The following is a 15,007-nucleotide window of genomic DNA, read 5'->3' as shown; positions in this document are numbered from 1 at the left end:
TTGATTGGCAAGGGGAACAAGCTTCGAATTGATTAGAGGTTAGGATGAGTAACGTTGGTCAGCGTGAGCGCGCTACACAAAATCGTATCGTTCAGTTTTTTCAAACTGACTTAGGCTATCGCTATTTAGGCGATTGGCAGGATCGCGCTAATAATAAAAATATTGAAGTGGATATCCTCGTTGATTGGTTAAAAAAACGTGGTGTCAGCGAGGCGTTGATCAATCGAGCTATTCGCCAATTGGATACGGCAGCGGCACTGGGCGAAGGCAAAAAGCTCTATTACGCCAACAAAGAGGTTTATCGCCTGCTGCGTTACGGCGTGAAAGAAAAAGAAGGTGCTGGCCATCTTAATGAAACCGTGTGGCTGATTGACTGGAAAAACCCAGAAGCAAACGATTTTGCCATTGCCGAAGAAGTGTCCATTAAGGGCGAGAACAAAAAACGCCCAGACATAGTGCTGTATGTTAACGGTATTGCTCTGGGCGTGATTGAGCTGAAACGCTCTTCGGTGTCTGTCTCTGAAGGGATTCGCCAGAACCTCGATAATCAGAAGAAAGATTTTATCCGTAACTTCTTTACCACCATGCAACTGGTGATGGCGGGTAACGATACGCAAGGCTTGCGTTACGGCACGATTGAGACACCAGAAAAGCACTACCTTGAGTGGAAGGAAGATTGCACCAACCCATACGAACATAAACTCGATTTTCACCTGAGTCGCGTGTGTAACAAAGCGCGCTTGCTGCAAATTATCCATGATTTTATTGTTTTCGATGCGGGTATAAAAAAGACCTGTCGCCACAATCAATTCTTTGGTATTGAAGCGGCAAAACGCCATATCGCAAGGCGGGAAGGCGGCATTATTTGGCATACGCAAGGTTCTGGCAAAAGCCTCACTATGGTGTGGCTGGCCAAATGGATACGTGAGAATGTCAAAGACGCTCGTGTGCTGATCGTGACTGACCGTACTGAGCTGGACGAACAGATTGAAAAAGTGTTCACCGGTGTCGAGGAGGATATTTATCGCACCAAAAGCGGTGCTGATTTGGTGGCGACGCTCAATCAGCCCAACCCTTGGCTGGTATGCTCTTTAGTCCATAAATTTGGTCGGCAGTCTGATTCGGAAAACGATACCGCGACGGATGAGTTTATTGCCGAGTTAAAGAAATCCCTACCATCGGACTTTAAAGCCAAAGGCGACCTATTCGTATTTGTTGATGAATGCCACCGTACTCAATCGGGCAAGTTGCACGAAGCGATGAAGTCCATTCTGCCAGAAGCCATGTTTGTTGGCTTCACCGGCACCCCCTTGATGAAGAAAGACAAGAAAAAATCGGTTGAGGTATTTGGCCCTTACATTCACACCTATAAGTTTGATGAAGCTGTGGCCGATGGCGTTGTGCTCGATTTACGCTACGAAGCACGAGACATCGACCAAAATGTCACGTCGCAGAAAAAGATCGATGAATGGTTTGAAGCCAAAACTCGCGGCTTATCTCGATTAGCGAAAACCCAGTTGAAACAGAAATGGGGCACCATGCAAAAGGTGCTGTCCAGTAAATCGCGTTTGCAGCAAATTGTGAACGATATCTTGCTGGATATGGACACTAAGCCACGCCTGATGGATGGCTACGGCAATGCCATGTTGGTCTGCTCTAGTGTCTATCAAGCTTGTAAAGCTTATGAAATGTTCAGCCAAACAGATTTAGCCGGTAAGGTGGCTATTGTCACCAGTTTTCAGCCGACTGCTGCGAGCATTAAAGGGGAAGAAACCGGTGAAGGCTTAACGGAAAAGCTCTTTAAGTACGATATTTACCGCAAGATGCTTGCGGATTACTTCGAGCAACCGGAAGATAAGGCCGCAAACCGTGTTGAAGAGTTTGAAAAAGAAGTTAAAAAACAATTTATTGATGAGCCAGGGCAAATGCGCTTATTGATCGTGGTCGATAAGTTGCTGACTGGCTTCGACGCCCCTTCGGCTACCTATTTGTATATCGACAAGCAGATGGCTGATCACAACCTGTTTCAGGCCATTTGCCGCGTGAACCGCTTGGATGGCGATGATAAAGAATACGGTTACATCATTGATTACAAAGATCTGTTCCGCTCGTTGGATAAAGCGATTTCTGATTATACTCAAGGCGCATTTGATGGTTATGACAAGGAAGACGTTGCAGGGCTGCTGAAAGATCGTTTAGAGCAAGCTAAGCTCGATTTGGATAATGCGCTGGAAATGGTGCGCGCCTTGTGTGAGCCGGTAAAAGCGCCACGCAATACGGAAGACTACATTTATTATTTTTGTGGTAAGTCAGGTCTGAACCAAGACGAGCTCACCGAGAAAGAAGCACTGCGTTTAACGCTTTATCAGAACGTTGCCAAACTGCTGCGTGCGTTCGCCAATATCGCCAATGAAATGCCTGATGCAGGCTATTCTGCGCAAGATGTAGACTTGATAAGAGCAGAAGTTGCTCATTTTGAAAAAGTCCGTGACGAAGTAAAACTGGCCAGTGGCGATTTGGTAGAAATGAAACGCTTTGAGCCTGCCATGCGCCATTTGTTAGATATGTATATTCGTGCGGATGACAGCGAAGTACTGATGGATTTTGAAGAGCTAGGGCTAATTGAGCTCATTGTCGAAAAAGGTGCTGATGCCGTAGAGGCTTTGCCTGAAAGTATTCGTAAGAATCAGGAAGCCATGGCCGAAACCATCGAAAATAACGTTCGAAAAATTATTGTCGATGAAAATCCGGTTAACCCTAAATACTATGAACAGATGTCAGTATTACTGAATGAACTGATCGAACTTCGTCGACAAAAAGCCATTGAATATCAAGATTACCTCGAAAAAATTCGCGAACTCGCTGCTAAAGTGGTACGTCCTGAACAAATAGCATCTAATTACCCTGCATCAATGGATACTAATCCCAAACGTGCTTTTTATGATAACTTTGGCAAAGATGAATGGCTTGCCACCAAAATTGATAGTGCAATTCGTTATACGAAGAAGGCCGACTGGGTTGGAGATCGTTTTAAAGAACGGGAAATTGCCAATGCCATTCGAGAGGAAACAGCTGATTATGAATTGGATATTCAGGCTGTAATGGAACTCGCTAAAGCTCAAAAAGAGTATCAATGATGACGATGATTGAAATTGGTTCAATCGCAATACAGTTGAATCGTAAAGCAATCAAAAATTTACATATCAGCGTGTTACCACCAGATGGTCGTGTACGTGTATCTGCACCTGTATCTATGACAGAAACAGCTATTCGTATGGCGGTGATCCGTCGTATCCCTTGGATTAAACAGCAGCAGAATAATTTTATAAAACAACCCCGCCAATCAGAACGCGAAATGGTCAGTGGAGAATGCCATTACTTGTGGGGTCGGCGCTATCGCCTCAATGTTGTAACACATGTAGGAAAGCATGAAGCCAAATTAGGCCGTGGGCGATTACATTTGTATGTAAGCCATACTGCAACTGCTGAGCAAAAGGCTTTAGTTCTCACTGAATACTACCGTGATGCACTTAAAAAGCGAATAGCTGACTTGTTACCTATTTGGGAAAGCAAAATAGGTGTCACTGTCGACGCTTGGGGCGTGAGAAAAATGAAAACCAAATGGGGCAGTTGCAATACGCAAGCAAAACGTATTTGGTTAAACTTAGAACTCGCCAAAAAACCACCAGAATGTTTAGAATACATCCTAGTTCATGAGTTAGTTCACCTACTTGAACGTAAACATAATGAACGATTTAAAGCCTATATGGATAAGCTACTTCCTGATTGGCAAGAACGCAAAGACTTGCTGAATAAAGCACCGTTGGCTTACAGCCATTGGTTGTACTAACTTTAATTCGAAACTCTACTCAGTATTATAAAAAATCTCAGATATATATTATCTCCTTGAATAACTATAATTTTCTTTTATTTCAAGGAGTAATATGCATCACAACGCTCACTTTAAAACCCTCCTATCGACTCTACCGACTTCATTCCAAACCTCTTTTTTCAACCAACTCAGTCACCTAATCAACTACTCTCCCATCATCGGTTTGATGGGTAAAACGGGAGCGGGAAAATCCAGTCTTATCAACGCACTATTCCAATCGTCATTATCACCTGTGAGTGATGTTTCAGGCTGCACACGCCAAGCCCAACGCTTCAGCATGACGATGAACAACCATACTCTCACTTTTGTAGATTTACCCGGCGTGGGGGAAAGCCTTGAGCGGGATAAAGAGTACCACCAGCTCTATCGCAACTTATTACCAGAATTCGATTTAATCATTTGGGTACTCAAGGCCGATGACCGAGCATGGTCTTCTGATGAACAGTGCTATCGCTTTCTCACGAAGAAATGCGGTTACCAACCTAATCAATTTCTATTTGCCTTGAACCAAGCCGATAAAATAGAGCCTTGTCGCCAGTGGGATGAATACAAGCATCAACCATCCTCAGAGCAGGCCTATAACTTAAAATTAAAGCAACAAGCCGTCATAACCGCCTTTAAGCCGCATCATCCTGTGATAACAGTTTCTGCGGTCGAAAACTATCAACTCACTGAATTAGCAGAGCAACTCATACAGGCGTTACCGGCGCAAGCCAGTAGCGGAGTAGCTAGGCAACTGAACAGCCCTTACCGGACGCAATCGGTGGAGAACGCCGCACGTAACGATTTTGGGCAATGTGTCAGTGATATTGTGGATACCTTAATCAATATCATTCCCTTGCCGCCATTGATAAGAAGTACGGTTAGCACCGTTAAAAACAGTATCGTCTCCGTCGCTAAATCCCTGTGGAGAATGTTCTTTTAACCTCTTACATTAAACCATTAATTATCACTCTCAGCGCCAGTCCCGTTAAGGATTGGCGCTTTTTTATTTCTTTTTCTTGGAGTATCAACTGATGAATAATTCAACTGAATGTGCAGTTACAATGACACTCGTTCCCGATGAGCAACGCCTGGATTTTTGGATCAACCACTTCGGAAGCGTGAAAGGCTGGAGCACCTTTGAAGTGGTCATCTTTACTACTATGGGACAGTTTTGTGAGGACTACCACGGCGGGTATTGGGAATATTGCACTTTATCTAATGGCGGCGCTTTTATTTATCCCGATTTAAATCAAGAAGAGCTTACGCTGTTCAACCCGCATAACGGCAATGAAGCGAACGTTAAGTGTGAAGCGGCAGGCATTGCCGTGTGTTTGATGATGTACAGTTTATGGTCATTTCAAACGGAAAGTGACATCCTCGTCGATCGCTTTTATCAATTGCGTGATTATGCGGCACAACACCCAGAACGTTCCGCCATTTTCCATCTAATCGATTAACCACGTCCTTATTTACGCCTTCGTATTATCTGATTCATTATAAAAGCATCATCAGACTAACCCATTAATTAACTTACATTTATTTTTATATCTATATTATTTTAGTGAATCAATCATCAGAATGCGTCACTAAAAATGATACTCAATATACCTATCATTTCGAGAAAGCTCTGCACCGCAAGGTGTAGGGCTTTTTTGTTTATTACTGTCTATCAATATCGACTGAATTGGAGTTCTATTATGTTTACTTTACAAGAGCAAGAATCAACGGTTATCAAAACCAACCTCGTCAATTCCCGTGGTCGTAGTACCTTCTGGCGTTTTTACTTTGGTACTGTGCCAGACTGGCAACGTATTGAAGGCGATATCTTTAACATGATGGCTAAATGCTGTCATCGCTATCAAGGTGCTTTCTGGGAGTTCAGTATGCTGTCTAATGGCGGCGCATTTATCTGGCCTGATATGCTCGAAACCTCCCTGCAAATGTTTAACCCGCATAACGGAAATGAAGCTGAGTTAAGCCCGGAGGCAGCTGGTATTGCTGTCTGTTTACTGGTGTATAGCATCTGGTCATTTAAAACCGAAAGCCCTGTGCTGGTGGAATATTTTTACCTGTTGCGTGATTACGCTATACAGCATCCGGAGCAAGCTCAAATCTTTCGCCTTATAGACTGAATTATCAGTCACGGTTTTATCTTTCCCCCACCAGCAATCTTTAATTTAATCCATTTATCGAATGATTTATCAGTTTAATTATTGAGGAGAACCCCTATGTCTCGTTTAGCTTCCCGTTTTGGCAATGCTTGCTCTATTCGTCGTGACCGCCCGCTAACCATTGAAGAATTATTCCGCACAGTACCTAGCGTATTTTCAGAAGAAAAACACGAATCCAGAAGTGAACGTTATACTTACATCCCTACGATTACCTTATTGGATAGTCTTCAAAAAGAAGGCTTCTATCCGTTCTTTGCTTGCCAGACTCGTGTACGTGATGCTAGTCGCCGAGAGCACACCAAGCATATGTTAAGACTTCGACGCCATGATCAAATTACAGGAAATCAAGTGCCTGAAATCATCTTACTCAATAGCCATGATGGCTCAAGTAGCTATCAAATGTTACCCGGCTTCTTTAGAGCCATTTGCTGTAATGGCCTCGTTTGCGGTGACACGTTTGGTGAAGTGAGAGTACCGCACAAGGGCGATGTGGTGAATAAAGTCATTGAAGGGGCTTATGAAGTGTTAGATACGTTTGATGCTATCGCTGAAAAACGTGAGCAAATGCAGTCCTTACTATTACCGCCACCAGCACAACAGATCTTCGCCCAAGCCGCTCTCATGTATCGTTATGGCGAAGAACATCAACCGATCACTGAAGCCCAAGTGTTACAACCTCGCCGCTTTGAAGATAAAAAAGACGATCTTTGGACAGTGTACCAACGTTTGCAGGAAAATTTAATCAAGGGAGGATTATCAGGCAGGAATGCCAAAGGTAAACGCGCTCGCACGCGTTCAGTGAATGGAATTGATGGGGATATTAAGCTTAATAAAGCGTTGTGGGTACTGACAGAACAAATGCATGCTCATTTTGCTGGACGCGAACAACTATAGCCACAGCATACGTTAAATAATTGAATCTTACGGTGAACGCGATGAAACTATCAGAACGTCAACTAAAAACCTTGGGTAATGTGAAACTCAATTATGCCTCACTCTGCAACAAAAGGACACTCAACTCGCTGGAGAAAAAAGGAATGATTCAACTACATACATCAAACCATTGGGTCTTAACGGAGTTCGGTTTTCATATCGATAACATGAGTAAACGGCGTTGCTTATAAAGCGTTAGCGCTAACATAAAGACTTATTCCGTATTTTGGTACTTGATAATATCGAGCATACCAACCTATTCAAGAAAGGAGAGAATTCTTTAAACATCATTTTATTCCCTTCCATTTTGACTCACTCTCTCATCAACTCTTTTTCTTATTTAAGCACCAAAACAACAGTTGATCGATTACGCCGATCGATAACCGTTTATTGATAGTTACGATCGATATTACCGATCGTATTTTAATTATTGATAGGTAAAACAGATCGATTAAGTTAAACTGTCTCACGCTAAATTATCTTTATGTCAGTGATATTAAGGTGATTGAGTCAAATCTTTCATGCCTTCCTCTGACATAACGCGATTCAACCATACTTAATGTGATATTGATTAAAAGGAAATCAATCATGAAAAAAGCGTTTATTGTTCCCGCCCTAATGGGGTGCATTTCATTACCAGCATTCGCTAACACGGATGACAGTAAAACGGGGCTTTATGTCACGGGTAAAATGGGCGCATCCATTGTGCAAATGTCTGGCCAGCAGTTTGTCTACAGCGGCTATGCTGATGCCGGTGATAATGGTACAAAAAATGGAGATAGCCATCGTACTGGCGTATTTGGCGGTGGACTTGCGTTAGGTTATGACTTTTCCAATCAGTTTGATATCCCTGTTCGCGCTGAATTGGAATTTATGGCGCGTGATAAAGCGAATTCAACCTACAATATCCTCGACCGTGTGCGTAATGGCGTACATCAAACTCGTGATATTAAAAACCAAATCAAACTCAATACGTTAATGGTCAATGGGTACTACGACATTAAAAATAGCTCAAATTTCACGCCGTATATCTCTGTCGGGCTAGGCTATGCGGCCGTGGATTTTAAAACTACCCGCGCTGATGCTTATACTCCAGGACTCTCTCTGCATGATACTCACACGCATACCGCCAATAACTTTGCCTGGAGTGTCGGTGCGGGGGTGAACTATGCCATCAATGACGATTGGGATATGGGGCTGAGTTATCGCTATTTAGATGCTGGAAAAGCCGACATCACGACAGCGGTAGGCGATGGGGAAAACACCTCAAAAATCAAAGTGAAGGCCAACGATATCATGCTTGGTTTAACTTACCGATTCTAATCTCTGGCATTCAGCCTTAAAGATTACCCTCAACTTACCTAGCCAACATGCCTTTTTGATGTTGGCTATTTTATTGGTTAAACAAAAAAAATAACCACGGTTAAATTTTAACCACAAAAAAATTGTAATAAAAAGAGGTAAAAATGAATTCAATTAATCATATTCGTTTAGGTGTTGAACGAATTTTTTTCATCATTAGCTTAGTGCTAGTATTCGGTTTTACAGTCATCATCGCCAATCACTATAGTATCGACTCATTTATTGGTAAGCCCTTAATGTATCTACTGTATTACCTTATCGCGATGTTAGCTCCACTCTTGATTTCTCAAATATTGTTGTGGGTCATTTATGGGTTTAAGGGTATCCCTTTCCGTTTAATGCTAACGCGAAAAATTTTGGCATTCGTCTTCGCTTTCATCGCCTCTTTATGTGTTATCTACTTATTGCTCATCGGGATTATTCCTTTTATGGTTTTTGACCATGCTTTAATTTTTATACTTTATGAATACTTTTTTATTTTCCTCCTTTTCGCCTGCCTTATCGGACTGAGCGCTGGCGTTATTGTCTATATCCATACCGTTAAAAATGTATCCCATCCATTTCAATACCCGCATCCTATTTTCCGTTTAATGACATTCTTAGCGCTATACCTTGTCATTATGAATGCCTTAGCGATAGGCATTGGCAACCAAATCAATCTCAATATCATGGTGATTCTAGCGGGTACTATCGCAGGTTATGTGGGGTATTGGGGGTATGGCTTCCTACAACAATACACGGCAACGCGTTCTCGGAAACTCAGGATAACCCTGTCAACAATCATTTCCCTTGTTATCTTAGCGCTACTGGCACTCCTTAACGTTCTATTGCCTAACCGATTAAATATGTTCGGATTATTCCTGCTATTTTTTATCGAACTGGCTATTGCAATCACATTAGGTCGACTCACCTATCAGAAAAACAACCATCAGAAAGACGGTTCAACAATGAGGATAAATCATGACTAAATACGTATTTATTTTCATGGTGTTTTGCCTCAATTTTACCGCGAGCGCCTTTAACACGAATGTATTTGATACCGCCATCGATAAAAGTGGTTTTACACCAATGTGTAATAACCAAGCGATTGCCGATAAGGATTGTCGTGTTGACGATTACCTAGAGGGACGTTATGTCGTCACGAGCACAGTAAATCTGGGCGCTAAATGTGCCTTCGTAATTGCCGAAGTGATTGATAGTCAAACCAACCAACTATTTAGTACATCAACTGGCGATTGTGAAGACGGCCCTCTCGATACCTATTACCGCTTATCCCGTATTAACAAAAAAGTGTGGCTGGATGCTTACAGTCAAGGAAAACACATTGACCATGTGGAGGTTATCTTTCAATGAAAAATCGCACATTAAATAGCCTTCCTTTTGTGGGAATTATCGCAGTCGTCATATTGGGGATTTATTTCGGCAAACAACCTAAGCCAACCTATCGAGATTGTGTTGAGTTCAGCCCATTTCCTGTCAGTACGCTTCAGGTTTATGATCAACCCGATAGAGCTTCCAAGTCTATCAACTATCAGCCCACATCAGGAAAAGAACAATTCTGGGTCGCTAAACGAACAGCTGATGAACAATGGGTACAACTCTACCATGCCATAACACTTTTTGATGATTTACCTGAATCAGCTAAACTCGGATGGGTTAGTACCACGAACATAAACACATTGGGGATATTTGAGTGCATGACTAAGAATTAGCACTCATGATAAAATAATAATTGAAGGTGGGTAACCTCACCTTCATTATTGTCCATCTTAATTAGAGTTCACTATATACCTGTATTGCGTCCAATACTCACTAATGCAATAGGAGGGAAGCCAAAATAAAATGGCATACTGGATGGTATACCAATAAAACCCCAAAAAGAAAAATGCCATGCTAATCAATAGCATGGCATCAAATTTTGGCGGAGGAGGAGAGATTCGAACTCTCGGATGGTTTCCCATCGGCGGTTTTCAAGACCGCTGCCTTCAGCCGCTCGGCCACCCCTCCGCAATGACGAGCACTATAATCATCTGCGCTTTCAATGTAAACCCCTAATTTGTTCGTTCGCTTTAAAAATAGACGCACATTGATTCAATGGATGAAATTATCAACATTTTTTCCTATTCCAACAGGGTTTACTTGGGTTATTGCTGGTTTTTTGCTAAATTTGCGGTCTACTTTTGTTTGGATAGAAATTAAGTATGTTGGTTTTTAATAATCAAGAAATTGAAACAGACTCGCAAGGCTACCTACTTGATAGCCAACAATGGAGCGAAGATCTTATTCCGCTACTCGCTGCGCAAGAAGAAATTGAACTCACTGATGAGCATCTCGAAATTATCCGTTTCGTTCGTGCGTTCTATTTAGAATTTAATACATCACCAGCGATCAGAATGTTAGTTAAAGCGGTTTCTCAGCAGTTTGGGGAAGAAAAAGGCAACAGCCGTTATTTATATCGACTGTTTCCTCAAGGTCCTGCGAAGCAAGCGACAAAACTTGCAGGTCTTCCTAAACCGGTGAAATGCATTTAAGAACACATTAATAGCGGACGGAAAAATCCGCTATTGGTTCCGTATGCCAATTTTCACTAAAGTAGTGGTCGATTTTAGCCCCTGGAGGCCCGCCCGCTTTCAGCCAGTCATCGACAAATTCAATATCCTGCTCGGAACCATAAATAGCCAGTTTCACACTGCCATCATCCCGGTTATAAACAAAACCTTTGATCCCATTTTGATTCGCCCAATGATAGGTTTGGTACCGAAACCCAACACCTTGGACTCGTCCATAAATATAGAAATAACGACCTGTTGCTGCCATATAAGCCTCCGATGTCATTACTTAATCAATTAAAACCCTCTGGCGCAGTTGTTTTTTATTCATTCAGCAGATAATCTGATTATTGAGGCACTGCTTTTCGTTATTACTTAAAGACAGTGTATTGCGTTATGAGTAATTGTCCACACATTGGCTTGAAAACGCACAGCACTGCCCACATGTAGTTTACAGCACAAGCAAGGCTTTTAAGGAGGTCGCTATGATGATCACCAGTAAATATGGAATCGGGCAACAAGTCAGACACAAACTTCTCGGCTACCTTGGGGTAGTTGTTGATGTTGACCCTGAATATTCGCTCGACCAACCACATGATGATGACATTGCATCCAACAGTACATTACGCGATCTGCCTTGGTATCATGTCGTCATGGAAGATGATAATGGGGAAGCGGTTCATACTTATTTAGCAGAAGCACAGATTACTTATGAGATGACTGATGACCATCCGGAACAACCTTCTATGGATGAGTTAGCAGAATCGATAAGATCCCAACTACAAGCTCCGCGTCTACGTAACTGATCATGAACGCAATCCAGTAAAGCAGCCCACCAGCTGCTTTATTTTTTTACATTACCGTCGATGAACACGCGATACTTATTTTTCCAAACCTAACGCTGGAATTTCTTGTTTAGGGCATTTATCCATCACGCACTGTAACCCCGCATTCACAGCAATTCTTTGCGCCTCTTCACTAATAACCCCTTTTTGCAGCCATAAGACTTTAGCTTTAATAGCGACGGCCTCATGAGCAACACCGACTGCAGCATCAGCATTTCTAAAAACATCAACCATATCAACAGGGTTAGGGATTTCACTCAGTTGGGCATAAACTCGCTGCCCTAATAATGTTTGCCCCGCGAGCTTCGGACTCACCGGAATAACCTGATACCCTTGATGTAAGAGGTATTCCATGACTTCATAGCTTGGGCGGTCTGTACGGTCACTCGCGCCAACTAATGCAATTGTCTTAACGCTTGTTAGAATTTCAGCAATTTCTTGATCTCTCATCAAAATATCTCCCAAAATCAGTAAACTATTCATATGCATTATGATATATGTTGTACATCTTTGTTCACTCAATTTTTAAGATGCGTGACAGCTATCTATTTGTGATGCCAATCTTGTTTAAGGGAACCTCATGGAATCTACCACCCGAAAAATCGCAGCTTCAAAAAATATTGCTTTAGTTGCCCATGACCACTGTAAATCATCCTTACTCGGTTGGGTAACCAAAAATAAAACGAAATTAAGCTCACACAAACTGTTTGCAACAGGTACCACTGGGAGCTTGGTTAATAAAGAAACGGGTTTACCTGTTACCGGTATGTTGAGCGGCCCAATGGGTGGTGACCAACAAATTGGCGCCATGATTGCAGAGCAGAAAATCGACCTACTCATTTTCTTTTGGGATCCGTTAAATGCCGTTCCTCACGATCCTGATGTCAAGGCGCTTCTGCGATTAGCCACTGTTTGGAATATCCCTGTGGCCACCAACCCTGCCACCGCTGATTTTCTGATTACCTCCCCTTTCTTTGATGGGGAAATTGATATTGTGATCCCTGATTATCAAAGCTATTTAAATAAACGCACTAATTAATAGTACGCCGAAAAATAGCCGTAAATGAATAAAAAACTGCGCCATCGGTATACTCAATGGCGCAGTTTTCATTTTTAATGAATTGAATTTTAATACGCGAGTTTTAAGGCTTTTTCTGCCTAGGTACACCCATTTGCTTTAGCTCTTCAACAAATTCAGACGGATTATCAGGGTTATACAATAACCATGCTTGCTGCTTCGCTCTCGTCAACGCCACATAAAATAGTCGTCGTTCTTCCGCATGTTCAAAATGTTCAGGTTGTGGCAATAAAGCGTCTTCAATAATCGACTCCCGAGCAGGCGCTGGGAATCCCTCTTTGCCACCATTTAAACCACAAATAATGACATGATCCGCCTGCTGGCCCTTCGATGCATGCATGGTCATAAATTGAATTTTCAATTTTGGCCAGCGTGTTTCCGCTTTCTTTAGAATTTCCGGCTTTAAATAGTGGTAACGAGCCAAAATTAAGATATTTTCATCATCTAAAACATAACCGCTCATTTTATCCAGCAAACGCTCTAGCGCATCTTCATACAATAAAACGACAGATTTTTTATTACCTTTTATCAGGCTATTTAATGGCTTATCTAACTGACTTGGGTTCTGTAATACAAAGCGATTCGCAATATCACCAATACGCTCATTAAACCGGTATGTTGTATCTAATGCGCATAAATCCCCTTCACCAAAATGCGTTTTAAATGACGTAGTCAAATCCAATTCAGCGCCACTAAAGCGATAAATTGCCTGCCAATCATCACCGACTGCAAATAAACAGGTTTGCTTATTTTGTTGGCGTAATGCATGTAATAATTTGGCTCTCAGTGGTGAAATATCTTGGAATTCATCAACTAAAATATGTTTCCACGGGCTAATAAAGCGCCCTTTTTCAATAATGTTGACCGCTTGATGGATGAGGCCGGAGAAATCAATCGCGCCTTCATCTTTGAGAGCACTCTTCCAAGCTTTCAATAGCGGAGCCATTAAACGAATTCGTTTTTGGAATAGCGCACGAATTTCTTCCCGTGTATTGTCAATCATCTCTTTTTGGCTACCGCCATGAGAGCGGATCAAACTCAACCAGCGCTCTAGTCGAACGACTACTTTGCGACTAATTTTTTCATCATTCCAAAATTCACCATCAGGAATATCCCATTGCAATTCTTCTGACAGCCACTCTCGCCAACCTTTCGCTTGGGCTTTTTTACTGGAGCACTGCTCTCGCCATTCATTCAACAAGAGAGATTGGCGCTTTTCGGTATCCGATTCTAGCGCACTAATTATTGGTGACTTATTGCTACCTTCGCGGATAATCTGCAATGCAAGTGCGTGAAATGTCTTCGCCTCAATCTCTTTTTGTTGTAAACGAGATTGAATCCGCTCATTCATCTCTTCCGCAGCTTTACGCCCAAATGCCAATAATAAGATTTGCTCAGGTTTAGCCAGCTCTCTTAATAGAAGCCATCCTGCCCTTGCAACCAGCACCGATGTTTTTCCGCTACCCGCTCCCGCTAAAACTAAAACATTATCTTCACCATTAATGACGGATAATGATTGAGAATAATTTAATGGAGAGGATTCAATATGTTGGAAAAAATCATCGTAGCGCGTTAGAACTGACTGACACCAATTCTGGTTATTTTGTTTGCGACATTGTTCGCTATTCGTTAGCCACTGCCTGCAAAATTGGTAATGTGCGGCACAGTTTTCAAATAAAGGCATTCGAACGAGGGGTAAAGGAAGTGATGAAAACTGCTGAGTGATCCTTTCTTTTATCGATTGCAAGCTACGTAAACTTAACCATGCATCTTGCTGAGTTTGTTGTAAAATCGACTGAGTTAAAGACGTCAATACTTGAGCACTGACCTCGCTCATTTCAACGCTCCATTGCTGCCATTTTTCATTCAAAAAATGGTAGAAACGCTGAGTTTGTTTCCACTCTGTACCGTGCAAACGAACGACTTGTTCATCTAAAATTTCAAATTCCAATTCTCCCCAGACGATCCCACGCTTACAGCGAATATCGACTAGCTCATTGAAGGGAATAAGATATTGATGGTTTTCACCACTAACTTCGATGCCTGCATTAAGTAAGCGAACCCGATTATAGGGATGCTGAGCCAGGCGCTGTCCAATCTGTGTCGATTTCAGTTCCATACGTTCTGCACCTGTGTGAATCATTCGTGAAAATAATCAAAGCATAATTGCTAATAGTTTTTTATTCTACGTA

The 15,007-nt window shown here is 42.1% G+C and carries 16 protein-coding genes and 1 tRNA gene; 13 read left to right on the top strand and 4 right to left on the bottom strand.

All coding sequences use genetic code 11. The features are described from left to right. The first annotated feature begins 44 nt into the window (after window positions 1-44). From H0913_RS07070 to H0913_RS07025, 10 genes are all read left to right on the top strand, one after another. Entirely contained in the window at window positions 45-3,137 is a 3,093-nt protein-coding gene (locus tag H0913_RS07070) for a type I restriction endonuclease subunit R (RefSeq protein WP_166266811.1), read from the top strand. Next, entirely contained in the window at window positions 3,137-3,850 is a 714-nt protein-coding gene (locus tag H0913_RS07065; protein ID WP_154639983.1) for a M48 family metallopeptidase, read from the top strand. Before H0913_RS07070 ends, H0913_RS07065 begins: the two co-directional genes overlap by 1 nt. A gap of 94 nt (window positions 3,851-3,944) precedes the next feature. Then, on the top strand, window positions 3,945-4,817 hold the full coding sequence (locus tag H0913_RS07060; protein ID WP_181478321.1) for a GTPase family protein: 873 nt from the start codon (window positions 3,945-3,947) through the stop codon (window positions 4,815-4,817). 91 nt (window positions 4,818-4,908) lie between these two features. Beyond that, window positions 4,909-5,334, top strand: coding sequence for an antirestriction protein (locus H0913_RS07055; RefSeq protein ID WP_166266807.1), 426 nt, complete (start codon window positions 4,909-4,911; stop codon window positions 5,332-5,334). 240 nt (window positions 5,335-5,574) lie between these two features. Next, window positions 5,575-6,009, top strand: coding sequence for an antirestriction protein (locus H0913_RS07050; RefSeq protein WP_181478319.1), 435 nt, complete (start codon window positions 5,575-5,577; stop codon window positions 6,007-6,009). Window positions 6,010-6,105: 96 nt separating this feature from the next. Further along, entirely contained in the window at window positions 6,106-6,942 is an 837-nt protein-coding gene (locus H0913_RS07045) for a DUF932 domain-containing protein (RefSeq protein ID WP_076914184.1), read from the top strand. Between the two features lie 627 nt (window positions 6,943-7,569). After that, window positions 7,570-8,304 carry an outer membrane protein gene (locus H0913_RS07040; RefSeq protein ID WP_166268048.1) on the top strand — a complete coding sequence of 245 codons (735 nt, stop codon included), beginning with the start codon at window positions 7,570-7,572 and terminating at the stop codon, window positions 8,302-8,304. A gap of 143 nt (window positions 8,305-8,447) precedes the next feature. Beyond that, complete coding sequence (locus H0913_RS07035; protein WP_154639978.1) at window positions 8,448-9,311, top strand: hypothetical protein; 864 nt, start codon at window positions 8,448-8,450, stop codon at window positions 9,309-9,311. Further along, window positions 9,304-9,696 (top strand): hypothetical protein, encoded by a 393-nt coding sequence (locus tag H0913_RS07030; RefSeq protein WP_036967295.1) that lies wholly within the window; start codon window positions 9,304-9,306, stop codon window positions 9,694-9,696. Before H0913_RS07035 ends, H0913_RS07030 begins: the two co-directional genes overlap by 8 nt. Further along, entirely contained in the window at window positions 9,693-10,055 is a 363-nt protein-coding gene (locus H0913_RS07025) for a hypothetical protein (RefSeq protein ID WP_166268050.1), read from the top strand. The genes H0913_RS07030 and H0913_RS07025 overlap by 4 nt, the downstream gene beginning before the upstream one ends. 207 nt (window positions 10,056-10,262) lie before the next feature. On the opposite strand, the gene H0913_RS07020 is transcribed toward H0913_RS07025, so the two are convergent. Continuing rightward, window positions 10,263-10,350, bottom strand: a tRNA-Ser gene (locus H0913_RS07020). 194 nt (window positions 10,351-10,544) lie between these two features. Between H0913_RS07020 and H0913_RS07015 the strand changes: the two genes are divergently transcribed. Then, a complete protein-coding gene (locus tag H0913_RS07015; protein WP_036951672.1) occupies window positions 10,545-10,874 on the top strand; it encodes a TusE/DsrC/DsvC family sulfur relay protein in 330 nt (109 codons plus the stop codon). A gap of 7 nt (window positions 10,875-10,881) precedes the next feature. On the opposite strand, the gene H0913_RS07010 is transcribed toward H0913_RS07015, so the two are convergent. Beyond that, a complete protein-coding gene (locus H0913_RS07010; protein ID WP_230086713.1) occupies window positions 10,882-11,160 on the bottom strand; it encodes an acylphosphatase in 279 nt (92 codons plus the stop codon). 217 nt (window positions 11,161-11,377) lie between these two features. Here H0913_RS07010 and hspQ point away from each other — a divergent pair, with 217 nt between their 5' ends. Next, window positions 11,378-11,698 carry a heat shock protein HspQ gene (gene hspQ / locus H0913_RS07005; RefSeq protein WP_006813539.1) on the top strand — a complete coding sequence of 107 codons (321 nt, stop codon included), beginning with the start codon at window positions 11,378-11,380 and terminating at the stop codon, window positions 11,696-11,698. Between the two features lie 75 nt (window positions 11,699-11,773). On the opposite strand, the gene H0913_RS07000 is transcribed toward hspQ, so the two are convergent. Next, window positions 11,774-12,187 carry a CoA-binding protein gene (locus H0913_RS07000; RefSeq protein ID WP_181478317.1) on the bottom strand — a complete coding sequence of 138 codons (414 nt, stop codon included), beginning with the start codon at window positions 12,185-12,187 and terminating at the stop codon, window positions 11,774-11,776. A gap of 130 nt (window positions 12,188-12,317) precedes the next feature. Between H0913_RS07000 and H0913_RS06995 the strand changes: the two genes are divergently transcribed. Beyond that, a complete protein-coding gene (locus H0913_RS06995) occupies window positions 12,318-12,776 on the top strand; it encodes a methylglyoxal synthase (protein WP_132494534.1) in 459 nt (152 codons plus the stop codon). Window positions 12,777-12,879: 103 nt separating this feature from the next. Here the strand turns inward: H0913_RS06995 and helD are convergent, their stop codons facing one another. After that, the gene (helD, locus tag H0913_RS06990; RefSeq protein WP_181478315.1) at window positions 12,880-14,934 is read right to left on the bottom strand and encodes a DNA helicase IV; all 2,055 of its coding nucleotides are present in this window, start codon (window positions 14,932-14,934) and stop codon (window positions 12,880-12,882) included. Between the last annotated feature and the right edge of the window lie 73 nt (window positions 14,935-15,007).

The organism is Providencia rettgeri, assembly GCF_013702265.1.
Taxonomy (GTDB): domain Bacteria; phylum Pseudomonadota; class Gammaproteobacteria; order Enterobacterales; family Enterobacteriaceae; genus Providencia; species Providencia zhijiangensis.
The sequence above is the reverse complement of the archived record's forward strand: the minus strand, read 5'-3'. Positions and strand labels throughout refer to the sequence as shown.

What these genes read in the sequence shown, in the direction of transcription:
- H0913_RS07070 (WP_166266811.1), top strand. Translation starts at nt 45, where the DNA reads ATGAGTAACGTTGGTCAGCGTGAGCGCGCTACACAAAATCGTATCGTT.
- H0913_RS07065 (WP_154639983.1), top strand. Translation starts at nt 3,137, where the DNA reads ATGACGATGATTGAAATTGGTTCAATCGCAATACAGTTGAATCGTAAA.
- H0913_RS07060 (WP_181478321.1), top strand. Translation starts at nt 3,945, where the DNA reads ATGCATCACAACGCTCACTTTAAAACCCTCCTATCGACTCTACCGACT.
- H0913_RS07055 (WP_166266807.1), top strand. Translation starts at nt 4,909, where the DNA reads ATGAATAATTCAACTGAATGTGCAGTTACAATGACACTCGTTCCCGAT.
- H0913_RS07050 (WP_181478319.1), top strand. Translation starts at nt 5,575, where the DNA reads ATGTTTACTTTACAAGAGCAAGAATCAACGGTTATCAAAACCAACCTC.
- H0913_RS07045 (WP_076914184.1), top strand. Translation starts at nt 6,106, where the DNA reads ATGTCTCGTTTAGCTTCCCGTTTTGGCAATGCTTGCTCTATTCGTCGT.
- H0913_RS07040 (WP_166268048.1), top strand. Translation starts at nt 7,570, where the DNA reads ATGAAAAAAGCGTTTATTGTTCCCGCCCTAATGGGGTGCATTTCATTA.
- H0913_RS07035 (WP_154639978.1), top strand. Translation starts at nt 8,448, where the DNA reads ATGAATTCAATTAATCATATTCGTTTAGGTGTTGAACGAATTTTTTTC.
- H0913_RS07030 (WP_036967295.1), top strand. Translation starts at nt 9,304, where the DNA reads ATGACTAAATACGTATTTATTTTCATGGTGTTTTGCCTCAATTTTACC.
- H0913_RS07025 (WP_166268050.1), top strand. Translation starts at nt 9,693, where the DNA reads ATGAAAAATCGCACATTAAATAGCCTTCCTTTTGTGGGAATTATCGCA.
- H0913_RS07015 (WP_036951672.1), top strand. Translation starts at nt 10,545, where the DNA reads ATGTTGGTTTTTAATAATCAAGAAATTGAAACAGACTCGCAAGGCTAC.
- H0913_RS07010 (WP_230086713.1), bottom strand. Translation starts at nt 11,160, where the DNA reads ATGGCAGCAACAGGTCGTTATTTCTATATTTATGGACGAGTCCAAGGT.
- hspQ (WP_006813539.1), top strand. Translation starts at nt 11,378, where the DNA reads ATGATGATCACCAGTAAATATGGAATCGGGCAACAAGTCAGACACAAA.
- H0913_RS07000 (WP_181478317.1), bottom strand. Translation starts at nt 12,187, where the DNA reads ATGAGAGATCAAGAAATTGCTGAAATTCTAACAAGCGTTAAGACAATT.
- H0913_RS06995 (WP_132494534.1), top strand. Translation starts at nt 12,318, where the DNA reads ATGGAATCTACCACCCGAAAAATCGCAGCTTCAAAAAATATTGCTTTA.
- helD (WP_181478315.1), bottom strand. Translation starts at nt 14,934, where the DNA reads ATGGAACTGAAATCGACACAGATTGGACAGCGCCTGGCTCAGCATCCC.